The organism is Curtobacterium sp. MCLR17_058, from assembly GCF_003234705.2.
GTDB classification, from domain to species: Bacteria; Actinomycetota; Actinomycetes; order Actinomycetales; family Microbacteriaceae; genus Curtobacterium; species Curtobacterium flaccumfaciens.
The window spans coordinates 3,063,525-3,077,303 of sequence record NZ_CP126262.1 but is presented as its reverse complement, the minus strand read 5'-3'; the positions used below and the strand labels follow the sequence as shown (position 1 = coordinate 3,077,303).

At 73.4% G+C, this 13,779-nt stretch carries 13 protein-coding genes; 5 read left to right on the top strand and 8 right to left on the bottom strand.

Annotation, left to right across the window (positions count from 1 at the left end):
* The first annotated feature begins 46 nt into the window (after positions 1 to 46).
* From DEJ11_RS14490 to DEJ11_RS14480, 3 genes are all read left to right on the top strand, one after another.
* Positions 47 to 952 carry a DMT family transporter gene (locus DEJ11_RS14490; protein WP_111104023.1) on the top strand — a complete coding sequence of 302 codons (906 nt, stop codon included), beginning with the start codon at positions 47 to 49 and terminating at the stop codon, positions 950 to 952.
* A 71-nt stretch (positions 953 to 1,023) separates the two neighbouring features.
* Positions 1,024 to 2,610, top strand: a complete 1,587-nt coding sequence (locus tag DEJ11_RS14485; protein WP_111055111.1) for a long-chain-fatty-acid--CoA ligase — start codon at positions 1,024 to 1,026, stop codon at positions 2,608 to 2,610.
* Positions 2,611 to 2,652: 42 nt separating this feature from the next.
* Positions 2,653 to 3,522, top strand: a complete 870-nt coding sequence (locus DEJ11_RS14480; RefSeq protein ID WP_111104024.1) for a UbiA family prenyltransferase — start codon at positions 2,653 to 2,655, stop codon at positions 3,520 to 3,522.
* Positions 3,523 to 3,571: 49 nt separating this feature from the next.
* On the opposite strand, the gene DEJ11_RS14475 is transcribed toward DEJ11_RS14480, so the two are convergent.
* From DEJ11_RS14475 to DEJ11_RS14455, 5 genes are all read right to left on the bottom strand, one after another.
* Positions 3,572 to 4,765 carry an FAD-dependent oxidoreductase gene (locus tag DEJ11_RS14475; protein ID WP_258375452.1) on the bottom strand — a complete coding sequence of 398 codons (1,194 nt, stop codon included), beginning with the start codon at positions 4,763 to 4,765 and terminating at the stop codon, positions 3,572 to 3,574.
* Positions 4,766 to 4,849: 84 nt separating this feature from the next.
* A complete protein-coding gene (locus tag DEJ11_RS14470; RefSeq protein WP_111104025.1) occupies positions 4,850 to 6,091 on the bottom strand; it encodes an acyltransferase family protein in 1,242 nt (413 codons plus the stop codon).
* Between the two features lie 309 nt (positions 6,092 to 6,400).
* On the bottom strand, positions 6,401 to 7,699 hold the full coding sequence (locus tag DEJ11_RS14465; RefSeq protein ID WP_111104027.1) for an NAD(P)/FAD-dependent oxidoreductase: 1,299 nt from the start codon (positions 7,697 to 7,699) through the stop codon (positions 6,401 to 6,403).
* Positions 7,700 to 7,802: 103 nt separating this feature from the next.
* Positions 7,803 to 8,351 carry a dihydrofolate reductase family protein gene (locus DEJ11_RS14460; RefSeq protein WP_111030755.1) on the bottom strand — a complete coding sequence of 183 codons (549 nt, stop codon included), beginning with the start codon at positions 8,349 to 8,351 and terminating at the stop codon, positions 7,803 to 7,805.
* A gap of 21 nt (positions 8,352 to 8,372) precedes the next feature.
* Complete coding sequence (locus tag DEJ11_RS14455; RefSeq protein ID WP_111104028.1) at positions 8,373 to 8,864, bottom strand: hypothetical protein; 492 nt, start codon at positions 8,862 to 8,864, stop codon at positions 8,373 to 8,375.
* 82 nt (positions 8,865 to 8,946) lie between these two features.
* Between DEJ11_RS14455 and DEJ11_RS14450 the strand changes: the two genes are divergently transcribed.
* Positions 8,947 to 9,720, top strand: a complete 774-nt coding sequence (locus DEJ11_RS14450) for an alpha/beta fold hydrolase (protein ID WP_146250074.1) — start codon at positions 8,947 to 8,949, stop codon at positions 9,718 to 9,720.
* On the top strand, positions 9,717 to 10,520 hold the full coding sequence (locus tag DEJ11_RS14445) for an esterase/lipase family protein (protein ID WP_349775172.1): 804 nt from the start codon (positions 9,717 to 9,719) through the stop codon (positions 10,518 to 10,520). The genes DEJ11_RS14450 and DEJ11_RS14445 overlap by 4 nt, the downstream gene beginning before the upstream one ends.
* A gap of 88 nt (positions 10,521 to 10,608) precedes the next feature.
* Here the strand turns inward: DEJ11_RS14445 and DEJ11_RS14440 are convergent, their stop codons facing one another.
* The 3 genes from DEJ11_RS14440 to DEJ11_RS14430 are packed head-to-tail and all read right to left on the bottom strand — an operon-like array spanning position 10,609 to position 13,721.
* Positions 10,609 to 11,622, bottom strand: a complete 1,014-nt coding sequence (locus tag DEJ11_RS14440; protein ID WP_111104030.1) for a LacI family DNA-binding transcriptional regulator — start codon at positions 11,620 to 11,622, stop codon at positions 10,609 to 10,611.
* A 51-nt stretch (positions 11,623 to 11,673) separates the two neighbouring features.
* Positions 11,674 to 12,702 carry a Gfo/Idh/MocA family protein gene (locus tag DEJ11_RS14435; RefSeq protein WP_111104031.1) on the bottom strand — a complete coding sequence of 343 codons (1,029 nt, stop codon included), beginning with the start codon at positions 12,700 to 12,702 and terminating at the stop codon, positions 11,674 to 11,676.
* Positions 12,699 to 13,721 carry a Gfo/Idh/MocA family protein gene (locus DEJ11_RS14430; RefSeq protein WP_111104033.1) on the bottom strand — a complete coding sequence of 341 codons (1,023 nt, stop codon included), beginning with the start codon at positions 13,719 to 13,721 and terminating at the stop codon, positions 12,699 to 12,701. Before DEJ11_RS14430 ends, DEJ11_RS14435 begins: the two co-directional genes overlap by 4 nt.
* Positions 13,722 to 13,779: the final 58 nt, after the last annotated feature.

Below are 13,779 nucleotides of genomic sequence, written 5' to 3'. Positions count from 1 at the left end.
AACATGCGTTTGCCGCATGTCACCCGGTGGTCCGACACTAGGCCACGTGAACCCCCTCCTCTACGCCCTCGTCGCCCTGACCTGGGGATCGAGCTTCCTCTTCGCGAAGATCGGACTCGACGGTCTCGCCCCGCAGCAGGTCGCCACCGTGCGGACCGTGCTCGGTGGGGTCACGCTGGTCGTGGTGCTCCTGGCGACCCGTCGGCGGTGGCCCCGGGAGCCGCGGACCTGGGCGCACCTGGCGGTCGTCGCGGTCTTCCTCAACGCGGTGCCGTCGTCGCTGATGGCGTGGGCCGAGCAGACGGTGCCGTCCGGGCTCGCGAGCATCTACAACGCGACGACGCCGATCATGACGCTGGCCGCGCTCGCGGTGCTCGTGCCGTCCGAACGGCTGCGCGGACGGCAGGTGCTCGGGATCGTGCTCGGCATCGTCGGGGTGCTCGTGCTGGTCGGCCCGTGGGACGTGCTGACCGACCCGGAGGTCCTGGCGAGCGTGCCGGGGCAGGTCGCGCTGCTCGGCATGACCGCGTCCTACGGCATCGGGCTCGCCTACCTGCGCCGGGTCGCGGTGGCGAGCGCGTACGACCCGGTCACGCTGGCGACGGTCCAGCTGACGCTGGCCTCCGGGATGCTCCTGCTGGTCGCGCCCGTCATCGCGACCGGTCCGGTGCAGCTGGACGGGAGGATCGTGGCCGCGATGATCGCGCTCGGTTGCGTCGGCACGGGGCTGGCCTACGCCTGGAACACCCGGCTCGTGCAGGCGTGGGGCGCTGGTCGCGCCTCCACCGTCACGTACCTGACGCCGGTGGTCGGGGTGGCGCTCGGTGTGCTCGTGCTGGGGGAGCGGGTGCGGTGGAACGAGCCCGTCGGCGGACTCGTCGTCCTGCTCGGGATCGCCCTGGCGTCCGGGGTGCTCGTGCGCCGGCGGGAACCTGCGGCGTCCGCCGCCTGACCGGTCCGCCGGGTCGAGCCGTAGGATCGGCGGTGACGACGACGAGGTCGTCGACGAAGACGGAGACCGGCATGCACGACACCCACACCACCCGCGCGACCGCGTCGGTCGCAGCGATCCTCGCCGAGTCGGCGGCACGCTACCCGGACGACGTCGCCGTCATCGTGGGCGACGTCCGCACGACCTACGCCGAGCTGTGGGCGCAGACCCTGGCCTACGCGGGGGCACTCCGCGCGCGGGGCGTGACCGAGGGGTCGAAGGTGGCGATGCTCGTGCCGAACGTCGCGGACTTCCCCCGGGTCTACTACGCCACGCTGGCCCTCGGCGCGGTGGCCGTGCCCGTGCACGCGCTGCTGAAGCGCCGCGAGATCGAGTACGTCCTGCGCGACAGCGGCGCGACGCTGCTCGTCTGTGCTGCCCCGCTGCTCGGTGAGGGCGCCGCCGGTGCCGAGCTCGCCGGGGTCGACGTCGTCACCGTGCTCGCACCGGCGACGACCGACGACGGGTCCGCGGCCGGCCCCGACCGACTCGAGGCCCTGGCCGCGCAGAGCGAACCGCTCGACACCTACGTGCCGCGGCACCCGTTCGACACCGCCACGATCCTGTACACGAGCGGCACCACCGGCCAGCCCAAGGGTGCCGAGGGCTCGCACTTCGCGCTGCTCGAACAGGTCAACACGAACCTGATGACGACGTTCGACATGCACCGCGGGGACGTCCTGCTCGGCGCCCTGCCGCTGTTCCACACGTTCGGGCAGACCTGCACGATGAACACCGGGTTCCGGACCGGCGCGACGCTCGTCATGCTGCCGAAGTTCGACGGTGACACGGCGCTCGCCGCGATGGTCGAGCACGGCTGCGGCATCTTCATGGGCGTCCCGACGATGTACATGGCGCTGCTCGACGCCGCGACCCGGTCCGAGGCCCGTCCGACGCTCCGGTACGCGATCTCCGGCGGCGCCTCGCTCCCGCTGGCGGTGCTCGAGCGGTTCCAGCAGGTCTTCGACGCGCCGATCCACGAGGGGTACGGGCTGACCGAGACCTCGCCGGTCGCCACCTTCAACCACGTCGGGCAACCGCCGCGGCCCGGCACCATCGGCACCGCGGTGTGGGGCATCGACGTGGAGATCGCCGACCCCGAGGTCCGCGACGCGATCGTCATGCTGCCGCACGGCGAGATCGGGGAACTCGTGATCCGCGGCCACAACCTGATGAACGGGTACCTCGACCGGCCCGAGGACACCGCCGAGGCCATCGTCGACGGGTGGTTCCGCACCGGTGACCTGGGCACGAAGGACGACGACGGGTACCTGACGATCGTCGACCGCACGAAGGACATGATCATCCGCAACGGCTACAACGTGTACCCGCGGCAGGTCGAGGAAGTGCTCGCCACGCACCCCGACGTCGCGATGGCCGCGGTGTTCGGGGTGCCGCACGCGGTGCACGGGCAGGAGGTCGAGGCCGCGGTGGTCCTGCACGCCGGCGCGTCCGTCGAGCCGCAGGTCCTGGTCGACTTCGTCGCCGCCGAGATCGCCGCGTACAAGTACCCGCGGGTGGTGCACGTCCTCGAGGCGCTGCCGCTCGGTCCGAGCGGCAAGGTGCTCAAGCGCGAGCTCGTCGACCGGTTCAGCGTCGAGGTGACGGCGGTTCCGTGATCCGCCCCACGACCGCGCAGGGGCGATCCGTACGCTGACCGGGTGACCGCCAGCCGCACCCCGTCGACCGCGCGTCTGCTGTTCGCGTCGTCGCACCCCGGACCCACGGTCACCGTGACCGTCCTCGCAGCGGTGATCGCCGCCGCGGTGGGGCACCCCGTGTGGCTCGTGGTGCTGGTGGCGCTGACGGTCGTCGCCGGGCAGCTGTCCATCGGGCTGGCGAACGACTGGATCGACGCGGACCGCGACCGGGCCGTCGGGCGGAGCGACAAGCCCGTCGCCCGCGGCCTCATCGCCGTCGGCACCGTCCGCACCGCCGCCTACGTCACGGCCGGGATCGCCGTGGTGCTCTCGCTGTTCCTCGGGCCGGTCGCCGCGGTCGCGCACCTCGTGCTGGTCGCCGCCGGGTGGGCCTACGACGCCGGGCTGAAGCGTTCGGTGTGGTCGGTGGCGCCGTTCGTCGTCGCCTTCGGGCTGCTGCCCGTCGTGTCCGTCGCGGCCGGGCCCGAGGGACAGTGGCCGGCGTGGTGGGCGATCGCCACGGGGGCCGTCTTCGGGATCGCCATCCACTGCACGAACGTGCTGCCCGACCTGGTCGACGACGCCGCCACCGGGGTGCGGGGCTTCCCGCACCGGCTCGGGCTCCGCGGCGCGGGGATCGTCGCGTTCGCCTCGCTCGTCGTCGCTGCAGCACTGGTGCTCGGCGGACAGGTCCTCGGCGACGACCCGGTGCGGGGCCTCGGCGTCGTGCTCGCGGTCCTCGGTGCCGTCGTGGTGGCCGTGCTCGCCGTCGTCGGCGTCCGGTTGGTGCTCGCGGGGCGCGCATCACGCACCCTGTTCCGGCTGGTCATCGCGTCGTCGCTCGTGCTCGTCGTCGAGCTCGGCTTCGCGGGCGCGCGACTCGTCGCCTGACGACGCGGAACAGACTGCGCGACTGCGCCGGTGCGCCGGACGCGAGCCGTCAGGCCCAGCGCATCGCGTAGAGCCGGGCCAGGCCGTGCGCGGTCGGCAGGGACAGGGCGGTTCGGAGCAGCGCCTCCCGGCCGGTCGCCGTGACGGGGCCGAGCGGACGGCCCAGTGCCATGTTCGCCTCGGCCTGCCGAGCCGCGCGGCGGGCGGCTGCCTGGCGGCGGGCGGCGTAGCCCGGCCACGGCCCGGCCGTGCCGGTGCGGACCGCTCCGGCGAGCAGCGGCGCCAACTCGGCGGCGTCGAGCCACCCCAGGTTCATGCCCTGCCCGCCGATCGGACTGATCTCGTGGGCGGCATCCCCGACGAGCACGGCTCGGCCGACGCCCACGCGGTCGGCGGTGCGGCGGCGCACCCGGAAGCCACTGGTCATCGAGCAGGTCGCGTGGTCGGGGACGACACCGGTGCGCTCGGCGACGAGTGCGGCCAGGCGTGCGACGACCGCGGGGTCCGGCGTGCCCGTCCAGCTGCCCTCGGCCGAGGCGAACGCGTCGTCGTCCGGCACCAGGGCGACGTACCGGCGACGCGCACCCGGCAGCGGGAAGGACTCGACGACGCCGTCCGGGCCCACGTCGACCAGCGCGGCGGACCGGGCCGACGGCGCCTCGGGATCGGCGAAGTCGCCCATCACGTAGCGGTCCGGGTACTCCCGGCCGGTGGTGCCGATGCCGAGCAGGTCGCGGACGGCGCTCCGGGCACCGTCGGCCCCGACGACGAAGGCCGCACGGACCGTCACGGTGTCGCCGTCCGGTCCGGTCCCGGTGGCGTCGACGTGGTCGGGGTGCCGGGACAGCGCCGTCAGGGTGGTGCCGGTCCGCAGGGCGCTCGGTGCGCTGGCCCGGAGCTGGTCGCGGAGCAGGGACTCGGTGCGGTGCTGGTCGAGGGTGGCCACGTACGGGTGGGTCGGCGACGCGCGGTCGAAGCGCAGGGTGCCGAGGGTCCGACCGCGGCTCCGGGCCACGCCGGCATGCACCAGTGACGCCTCGGCGAGCACGGCGGTGTCCAGGCCGATCGCGGCGAACGCGTCGAGGGACGGCGGGTGGATGCCGATGGCCCGGGAACCGGTCGGCGGCTCGGCTCGGCGTTCCCACACCCGGACGTCGACGCCCTGCGCCGCCAGGAGTGCCGCCAGGAACAGCCCGACGGGGCCGCCGCCGACGACGAGGACGTCGACGCGTTCGATGGGCACGGGGCGAGCCTACGGTGACCGATCGCCGCGGCGTTCAGCGAGCAGAAGACGTCGGGTCAGCGGGCCGTACTCGACGTGTTCTGCTCACTCGATGCGCTGCGCGTGCGCGGGCGCGTGCGCGGGCGCGGGCGCGGGCGCGGCAGGCGCTGCGGCATCGCGACCCGCGCGGACCCGTGCGCGGAACCGCTCGACGGGCACCTCGACGGCGTACGCGGCACCGATCGACACGATCGCCACCGCGCCGACCAGGCCGACCGTGCCCCAGGGGCCGATCGCGAAGGTCCCGAGCAGCGCGATCACCAGCGGGTGCCAGAGGTACGCCGAGTACGAGACCCGGCGGCCGAACCACGACACCGGCGTCCAGGCCAGGGCGGCGGACACGGGGGAGCGGACCGAGACCAACCCGCCGATCGCCACCGCCGCGATCAGCCCGGTCAGCGGCAGCACGATGCCGAACGTCGACGCGTGCTGCGTCCAGTCATCGTCGATCCAGAGCAGCACCCCGACCAGCAGCACGAGACCGAGCCAGGTCGCCACGTGCCCGAGGACCCCGGCGGCCCGCACGCGCACCCGTTCGTCGTCGAGCACCAGGGCCAGTCCGCAGCCGATCGCGAGCGGCACGACCCCGAGCACGGGCGAGAAGTAGACGTCGGGCGTGGCACCGCCGCTCGGGCTGCGGTAGCTCGCCCACGACGCCGCCGACGCCCCGACGACCAGGATCCCGAGCCCCGTCAACAGCCAGCGACGGCGGACCCGGAGTGCGGCGAGCAGGACCAGCACCGGCGGCCACACCAGGTAGAACTGCTCCTCCATCGACAGGCTCCACGTGTGCGCGAACACGCCCTGCGAGGTGTCCCAGAAGGCGCGGAACAGGTTGCCCGTGTAGGTCAGCGCGATGAACGCCGCTTCGCCGGACTGCAGCGAAGCGCCCTTGTAGTCACCGACCCAGTTCCAGAGCAGCAGCCCGACGACGACGAACGCGAGCAGTGCCGGGTACAGGCGGAGCAACCGCTTCACCCAGAACGTCCCGAGGCGCACCCGCCCGGTACGACGCCGTTCGCCGAGCAGCAGCGTCGTGATGAGGAAGCCGGACAGCACGAAGAACACCGTCACGCCGATGAAGCCGCCCTCGAACTGCGGCACGTGCAGGTGGTACAGGACGACGACCAGGATGGCGAGGGTCCGGAGTCCGTCGAGCGCGGGTGCGCGGTGCGTCAGCGGGGCTGGCGGAGCCTGCGGCGTCCCCGCTCCGGAGCGCTCCGGGGCGGCCGTGTGGTGCTGTGGCTGCGCCTGCGTCGGCGCGTGGGTCAGCGTGGTCGTCGCCATGGTCCCTCCCCGCGCTGCTCGGTTGCGTGTCGCCGACCAGGGTCCTCCTCGCGGGTAAGAGGAGTCTCAACGAGCGGCGCGCACCAGGCTCGTCGGCCTGCCCTGCGGTCCCGGGGTCCGCACCACGCGTCGGCGCCAGCCCCGCGCACCACGCGCCGGCCGGGAGGCCCGTGGCCGGCCCGCGCCGCGCCTCCAGGCCGTCGCGCCCCGCGTCCACCGCACACACATCGTGAGCAGGAACGGTCGGGTCCGACGTGCGGACCCGACCGTTCCTGCTCACCAAGCGAGCGTGCGAGCGAACGCGCGCGGCTACTCGGCCTTCTGCAGCTGCCAGGGGTCCGGCTCGCGGTCGCCGTTCGGGCGCACCGGGCGGACGTCGCCGACGATCGGGATCGAGCGCTTCCGCATGAACCACACGTAGCGGACGAAGAAGTGGGTCAGGGTCGACATCCGGTTGCCGGCGCCGAGCAGGCTCGTGATGTGCACGAACACCCAGGCGAGCCAGGCGACCGGGCCGACCATCGTGATCCCGCCGCGCAGCTGGGCGACCGCGGCGTTCGTGCCGATCGTCGCCATGGTGCCCTTGTCGAAGTACTTGAAGCGCTCGGTGGCCTTGCCCTCGAGCAGGCGCACGATCTGCCGCGCCGAGTGCCGTCCGCCCTGCAGCGCCGGCTGGGCGAGCTGGGCGAGGGCGTCGTCCTGGGCGGCGATGTCGCCGGCGGAGAAGATCCGCTCGGCGCCCTTCACGCTCAGGTCGTCGTTCACCTGGATGCGGCCACCGTGGGTCTGCGGCAGGCCCCAGCCGGAGACCTCCTTGTGGGCGGCGACACCGGTCGCCCAGATCACCTGCGACGCGGGGATGAACTCGCCGTCCGCGGTCATCACGCCGTCGCGCTCGACCTCGGAGACGCCGGTGTTCAGCCGCAGCACGACACCGCGCTTGCGGAGCACCTTGGCGGCGTAGCGGCGCAGGCGCGGGGCGAACGGCTTGAGGAGCTCGCCGCTGCGGTGCACGAGGGTGATCGAGATGTTGCCGCGTTCGATCTCCGGGTACGCGCCGACGAGCGCCTGGTCGCGGAGCTCGGCGAGCGCGCCGGCCATCTCGACGCCGGTGGCACCGCCACCGACGATCACGATGCGGATCTCGTCGGGGCCCTGGTTGGCCGCCGCTTCTTCGAGCCGGGTGAACAGCTCGTCGCGGATGCGGAGTGCCTGCGAGCGGGAGTACATCGAGTACGCGTACTCGTACGCACCGGGGGTGCCGAAGTAGCTCGTGTTCACGCCGTTGGCGAGGATCAGGTAGTCGTAGTGCAGGTGCTCGCCGTCGGACATCTCGGCGATGCGCTCGTCGGTGCGGATGCCGGTGAGCAGGCCGTGACGGAACTCGGCGTTCGACTGGCGGGCCCGGAGCGAGCGCAGGAAGTACGTCACGTCGCCGGCGTTCAGGCCGCCCGTCGCCACCTGGTACATCAGGGGCTGGAACATGTTGTAGACGTGACGGTCGACCAGGGTCACCCGGACCGGCGCGTCGGCGAGCTCCCGCATGGCGGCCACACCGGCGAATCCACCGCCGACGATGACGACGTGCGGGCGGGTGTCCTGGGTCATGCTTGCTCCGGTGTTCCTCGGGTGCGGATGGTCACCCACGAGGGTACGCGCGGTTTGCCGGGGCGCATGACGGGCAGAGGCCGGGAGACCCGTGGTGCGTCCGTCAGGCGTCGAACCGCCCGTAGGTGTTCAACACGTTCCCCTTGCTCGTCACGGTGCTGTCGACCAGACGCAGGCGCGTGGGCGGATCGGTCGGTTCGAACAGTCGCCGGCCACGGCCGGCGATCGCCGGGTGGATCATGAGCTGCAGTTCGTCGAGGACCCCGGCGAACAGCAGGCTGCGGACGAGCGTGACACTGCCGCACACGGCGATGTCGGCCCCCTCGCGCTGCTGCAGGTCGCGCACGAACGCGGGGACGTCGCCCGGGATCCGCGTGCTGTTCTGCCAGGTCAGGTCGTCGCCGAGCGTGGTGGAGGCCACGTGCTTCTCGATCGGGTTGATCCACTGCCCGAAGGGGTCCTCCGGGTGGGCGGGCCACCACTCGGACCACTCGAGGTAGCTGTTCCGGCCGAGCAGCACGGTGTCGGTCCGGGCCATGAAGGCACCCATCGCCGTGCCGAGCTCGTCGTCGAAGCTGTCGTACTGGAACTCGTAGGGGTCCTGCACGACGCCGTCGACCGACGTGAACAGACCGGCAGTGGTCTTCCGCATGGTCCGGATCGTACCCGCCGGTCAGCTCCCGGTGCCGTCGGTGCCGTCGGTGTTGCCGGGGGCCTGGCCGGTGCCGTTGCCCGGGAACCGGTTCGTGCCGGGCACCTGCGTCGTCGACTGCGTCCGGTCCGCACCGATCGCGTGGCCGATGGCGAACCCGACGCCTCCGCCGACGAGCAGCGCGGCGAGCCCGACGATCGCGGCGAGGAGCGGCCAGAACCACGGGGGCTTCGGGCCTGCGCTGCGGCGGTTGGTCGGGCTCGCGGCGCCGGCTGCGGCTCCGTACCAGGGGGTGGCGCCGTTCGGGGCGGTGGAGTCCCAGCCGCCCGGGGCGCCGGCGCCGGCGTCCGCACGGTACGGCTGCTGCTGCTGCTGTTGTTGCGGCCCGGGGGCGTCGAGTGTGGAGGTCGACGTCGGGGTCGGGGCGGCGCCCCAGCCGGTCGGCGTGGTCGCCCGGTTCGCCGGGTCGGAGCCGTCCGGTCCGTGGCCGTTGGTGGGAGTGGTGTCGCTCATGCCAGGAGTGCACACGGCCCGGCTATGTGCGGCCGATGACGAGGCTGACCCGGTGCTGCGAACCGCCGCGTAGCCTCGGCTCGTGCGCGCTGCTGTGGAGACCGTCCGGATCGACGGGTTGCCCGTGCGCCTGCACACCATGGCGGCGCGAGAGCCGGTCCGCGACGACACCGACCCCACTGTCGTGTTCGTCCACGGCATCGGGATGTCGCACCGGTCCTTCGCTCGGTCGCAGCGCGCCGTCGCCGCCGAGCACCGCACGATCAGCGTCGACCTGCCGGGGTTCGGCTGGCTGCCCGCGGCCGGTCGTCGGCTGCCCATCGAGGAGCTCGGCGACGTGGTCGTTCGGGCGGTCCGCCACCTGGTCGACGGCGACCTGGTGCTCGTCGGGCAGTCGATGGGGGCCCAGGTCGTGGTCGAGTCCGCCCGGCGCCACCCGGAGACCGTCGCGGCGATCGTGCTCGTCGGTCCGGTGATCGACTCCGAGCGGCGATCCCTCCCGCTGCAGGCACTCGACCTGGGCCGCGACGGGTTCGTCGAGGGCGCCCGGATGAACGGCGTCCTCGTCACCGACTACCTGCGGAGCATGCGGCAGTACACGCGTGAGCTCGGGCCGATGCTCCGCTACCCGACCGAGCAGACGATCACCGAGGTGATGCAGCCCGTCCTCGTCGTCCGCGGCGCCCAGGACCCGATCGCGCGGCACGACTGGTCGGCTCGGGTCGCTGCCGCTGCGCCGAACGGCAGCTTCGTGGAACTGGACGGCCCGCACCACGTGCAGGAACGGCAGCCGGACGCCTTCGCACGCCTCCTCGAGACGTTCCGCAGCGCCGAGCGCCTGGAGGGGCTGCGATGACCCGGCCGACCACGTCGGGGACGGAGGCGGGGCGGACGGCGCGATCCGGGCCTCCAGGCCGTGTCCCGCTGGTGCGACGCGCGTGGTGGGCCGCACTCGACTGGGGGTACGCCGCCAGGTGGCAGGTCAGGAGCCTCGGGCCGACCACCGCGGACGACTACCGGACCGGCGCCGGGCAGCCCGTCGTCGTGGTCCCCGGCGTCTACGAGACCTGGCACTTCATGCGGCCGCTGATGGACGCGCTCCACGACCGGGGACACCCGGTGCACGTGCTGCCCGTCCTGCGGCACAACCTGCGACCCGTGCCGGACTCGGCGCGCGAGGTGATCGCGACCCTGGAGGAACAGGACCTCCGGAACGTGCTCGTGCTCGCACACAGCAAGGGCGGGCTCATCGGCAAGTACGCGATGACGCAGCTCGACCAGCACGAGCGCATCGACCGGATGGTCGCGGTGTCGACGCCCTTCGCGGGCTCGGTCTACGCGCGGCTCGCGCCGGTGCCGCACCTGCGGGCGTTCCGGGCGGCCGACCCGGTGCTGGCGGGGCTGTCGCGGGAGCTCGACGCGAACGCGCGGATCACCTCGGTGTACGGGGTGTTCGACACGCTCATCCCGGAGGGCAGCGAGCTCCAGGGGGCGACGAACGTGCGGCTGCCGGTGGGTGGGCACTTCCGGATCCTCGGCGATGCGCGGACGCGGTCGGCGGTGCTGGCGGCGGCGGACCCGGGCGGGGGCGGCTCCGGGTCTGGCGGCGCTGGCGGCGGCTCCGGCGGCGGCGGCGCTGGCGGTCTTTCGCGCTGACCGACACTTCGTGGGCGCGCGGCCGCGTGAGCTGTCGGTCAGCGCGAAACGGCGCGGCGGCCGCAGCGGCAACGGCGCGGCAGCAGCGTCAGCGCGGGCGGTCGCCGACGCTCGCGCGCTCGACGATCCGGTGCGGCACGACGACGGTCTCCGGCGCGGCACTGCGGTCCGCGATCCGACGGGTCAGCAGGTCGAGCGCCGCCGTCGCGAAGGCCCGACGGTCGAACGACACCGTGCTGAGCGACGGGATCGCGTACGCCGCCGCGTCGACGTCGTCGAACCCGATGACGCTGACCTGGTCCGGCACCCGGACACCCCGGGCGGCGAGCACGTGCAGCACCCCGAACGCGATCGAGTCGGTGAAGGCGAAGACGGCGTCGGGCAGGTGGTGCTCGTCGAGCCAGGCCGCGAAGGTCGTCGCCGCGGAACTCGTGGTCCACGACGGCAGCGGGACACGGAGCGAGGGATCGGGCGTGATGCCGGCGGCGGTGAGCGCCGCGGTGTACCCGCGTTCCCGGAGCTCGCTCGTCGCCGTCGCGGCGCCCTCGGGTGACGCCCCGACGATCGCGATGCGCCGGTGCCCGCGGGCGATGAGGTGTTCGGTGACCTGCTCGGCCGCCGCACGGCTGTCCACGTGGACCTGGTCGACGTGCTCGGGCTCGACCTCGCCGATGACGACGGTCGGCGGCAGCCCCTCGGTCGAGGCCAGGACGCTCGCGCTGAGCGACACCGGGTTGAGGATCAGCCCGTCCACCAGGTGTGCCCGGGCACGGGAGACCAGTTCGCGTTCGCGGGCCGGGTCGTTGCCGGTCTGCTCGAGCTGCACGACCCAGCCGCGTTCGCGGGCGAGCTCCACGAAGGACTGCGCGAGTTCGGCGGAGTAGGCGCTGCCCATCTCCGGCAGCGTCAACGCGATGGCTCCGGAGCGGCCGTTCCGGAGCCCACGGGCGGACAGGTTCGGCACGTAGTCGAGCTCGGCGACCGCCCGCTCGACGCGTTCACGGGTCTCCGGGCGCACGACCACGCCGCCGTTGACGACGTTGGAGACGGTCTTCGGGGACACCCCGGCGAGGGCGGCCACGTCCCGCACGGTTGCGCGCATCGGGACGAGCGTAGCGCGGGGCGGTGGCGGCGGTGCGGAGCAGGGCAGCGCTCAGTCCGCGACCTGCACCGGCACCGTCCTGCCCGTCCGCACCGACTCCTGCGCCGCCAGCACGATCGACAGCGTCCGGAGTCCGACCCCGACGTCCGGCTGCGGCTGCTCCCCGGACTCCACGGCCGCCAGGAACGTCCGGAGCATCGGCAGGTCGTGGTCGGGTCCGTACCGGAGTTCGATCGGCCGGCCCCCGACCGCCTCGAGCCCCCGAGCAGCCGCCCCGAAGAAGTCCACCGACACCGTGCCACCGGTCCCGGCGACGTCGAGCGTCAGCCCACCCCACACCGGCGACGTGTCCGGTCGACTCCACGAGCAGTCGATCGCCGCGATCGTGCCGTCGTCGTACGTGATGGTCACCAGCCCCGCGGTCTCGGCGTTCGCGCGGTCCGCGTGCAGCACCCGGTTGGTGACGGCGGTGACGGACACCGGTGCCGCTCCGGTCAGCCCGTCGATCAGGTCGGCGACGTGCACGACGTGGTCGACGAGGGCGCCGCCTCCGCTCAGTCGGACGTCGGTGAACCAGTCCCGGGCGAGCGGGAGCATGCCGTTGTTCGCGCCCCGCACCGAGAACACCGTGCCGAGTGCGCCCGAGTCCCGCGTCGCGCGCAGCCGGTCGAACGCCGAGGCGAACCGCACCGGGAACGCCATCATGAGCAGCACCCCGGCGCGGTCCACCGCATCGCGGATGGCGAGGCCGTCCTGCCACGAGGTCGCGAGCGGCTTCTCGCAGAGCACGTGTGCCCCCGCTGCCACCGCGAGCTCGACGAACTCGCGGTGCCGCGCGTTCTCGCTCGTGACGATCATCGCGTCCGGACCCCACGCGAGCAGCTCGTCGACGGAGTCCGCGTACCCGGCGCCGAGCGCGCGTGCCAGTTCGGCGCCGCGCAGGTCGCCGAGTTCCGTCCCCGTCGAGGTCCCGCCCGGGTCCGTGCCGCGCACCTCGACGTCGGGCATCGCTGTCAGGGCGCCGAGGTAGCTGATGGCGTGCGTGTGGGCGAAGGAGAGCACCCCGACCCGGAGCGTCACCGCGACACCTCCACCGGCTGGCCGGACTCGATCGAGGCGATCGCCGCGTTCGCGATCCGCACCGCAGCGACGCCGTCGTCCACGGTCACCCGGGGCGGTGCACCACCGTCGAACGCGGCGAGGAAGTCGGCGAGCTCCAGCGCGTACGGGTCGTCCGCCGGGTCGACCGTCGGCAGGAAACCGTCCACGGAAGCCGGCGCCGCCAGGTCACTCCGGGTGTCCTCCTCGGCCCGGGACGAGTGCGACAGGCTGCCGAGTGTCCCCGTCACCGAGTACTCGGTGGTGAAGGCGAGGTGTTGCGGCCCCCACAGCCCGGCGACGTGGCTGATCGCGCCCGACTCGTGCGTGAGCAGGACGTGCGCCGCCTCGACCGGCTCCGCCTCGGAACCCGCGCGGACGCTCACCGCCGACACGCGGGTCACCTCGCCCGCCACCCAGCGTGCGATGTCCAGATCGTGGATCATCTGGTCCATCACGATCCCGCCCGACAGGGCGCGGTCGCCGAACCAGGGGACGTGGGTGGGGAAGGCGCCGGACCGCGAGAACCGCAACACCGCCAGGTCGCCCAGGAGGCCCGTGGTCGCGGCCTCGTGCAGGCGTGCGTACGCGGGGAACCAGCGCACCACCTGGGCCGGGTAGAGCTGCACGCCTGCGTCCGCAGCGCGCGCCGCCAGGTCCGCCGCGTCCGCGTCGGACCGGGCCAGGGGTTTCTCGGAGACGACGTCCTTGCCGGCCGCGATCGCCGCACGGACCACCTCGGCGTGGGCGTGCGTCGGGACCACCACATCGACGACGTCGACCACGGCGAGCAGCTCGTCGAGGCTGTCGGCGACGGTGATCGTGCTGCCCTCGGCCCGGGCGGTGTCGGTGAACGCGGCGACGAGTTCGTGGGCGCCCTCGCGAGCGTGCACCACCACGTCGCCCAGGCGGAGCAGCCCGGGCAGGTGGGCGACCGAGATGCCGCCCGCGCCGACGAGCCCGATGCGTTTGCGGGCGGGGGAGTCCGACTGCGACGTCATGGGGTCAGCGTAGGAGATGCGGTGGGACGGCGGGGTGCGCCAGCGGGGACCGGTTGCC